Genomic DNA, 1,174 nt, shown 5'->3' on the forward strand with positions numbered 1-1,174 from the left:
TGTGCAAAGCTAATTCTCAAAATGATAACAAACATACGTGCTAACCAAGCGCCGCAGACAACGTCGGCAAGCCTCCGCGTCTGAGCTTGGCGTTGTATAGAAATGAATGTAAACCAGAACAACCTCGTGGATTGCAAAGAGATATCAGAGATTGAATTCACGGATCTTAAGAATCTCTGGATGAACGATTATGCGATTAGCTTCGCGCGTTCTGGCCTTATGGACCAAAAGACAGCTTCGAACAGAGCCGCTGAAATGTGGTCGAAAACCTTTGAAGAAGGAAAAGAAACCAAAGGTCACTTGATCAGGACAATAATCGATTACGATTCCAAGCATACGGTCGGATACATTTGGGTCTCACAGTTCTACCCTAATCAAAAGAAGTGCTTTTTATCCTATCTGCACGTAAAACTTGATTTTCGGAGGAGAGGGTTCGGGAAAGCAGCGATGGAAATGATAGATATTCATCTGAAAAGAAACGGAATCACAGAAATGACGTTGAACGTCTTTTCAGATAACCAAGCAGCCAGAGCATTGTACTCAAGCCTAGGCTATTCTGAGGCACTCGTAACAATGAGGAAAGAACTATAATTTTATACAACAAGTCGTGCCATACAACTCCGGAGGCTGCGCCTCCTCCGCGTATGCACTCGACGTTGGACGAAACTAAATGAATAAAACTCTACCAAAACCAGTTTCGTTGCTGATTCTAATCGGCCTTACGATTACTTGTTTTGTCGGAGCATTTGATCAGTTCCGAACGATTCAATTCAGGAAGACGGAATTGGAAATAGACCCAAAAATTACTGATTTCATACTCGGCTCATTCTATCTGCTGCTCGGCGGATTTATCCTCTTTGTGTTGGCCTACGTTTTTAAGCTAAGAAAAGAAGAAAAAATCGATCCTCTGCCAAAAATTAAAAGATGAAATTGGTCCAACAAATCGCTCCAGGCAACTGCGGCAAACGCCCGCCTCTTTCACTACGACCCATGAAAATCAACCACCCCAGAACCTCAAACGATTGCCTAGGCCTTGTCGCCTGAGCTCGGCGATATGCAGAACAAATAGAATGGTTTCGAACCTCATATTCTACGGATCCAACATTGGGCTAGGCATCCTCTTCTCCTACTACTTCTGGGATAACGAAGAAAGAAGCAAAGCGATGATCGTTTC

2 protein-coding genes are annotated in these 1,174 nt (G+C 43.6%); both read left to right on the top strand.

Features of this window, described 5'->3' with window-relative positions; genetic code table 11:
* The first annotated feature begins 102 nt into the window (after window positions 1–102).
* Window positions 103–591 carry a GNAT family N-acetyltransferase gene (locus QEH53_RS23820; protein ID WP_309025738.1) on the top strand — a complete coding sequence of 163 codons (489 nt, stop codon included), beginning with the start codon at window positions 103–105 and terminating at the stop codon, window positions 589–591.
* A 79-nt stretch (window positions 592–670) separates the two neighbouring features.
* Window positions 671–928 (top strand): hypothetical protein, encoded by a 258-nt coding sequence (locus QEH53_RS23825; protein ID WP_309025739.1) that lies wholly within the window; start codon window positions 671–673, stop codon window positions 926–928.
* Window positions 929–1,174: the final 246 nt, after the last annotated feature.

The sequence above is a fragment of the Pelagicoccus sp. SDUM812002 genome (assembly GCF_031127835.1).
Lineage (GTDB): Bacteria > Verrucomicrobiota > Verrucomicrobiia > Opitutales > Opitutaceae > Pelagicoccus.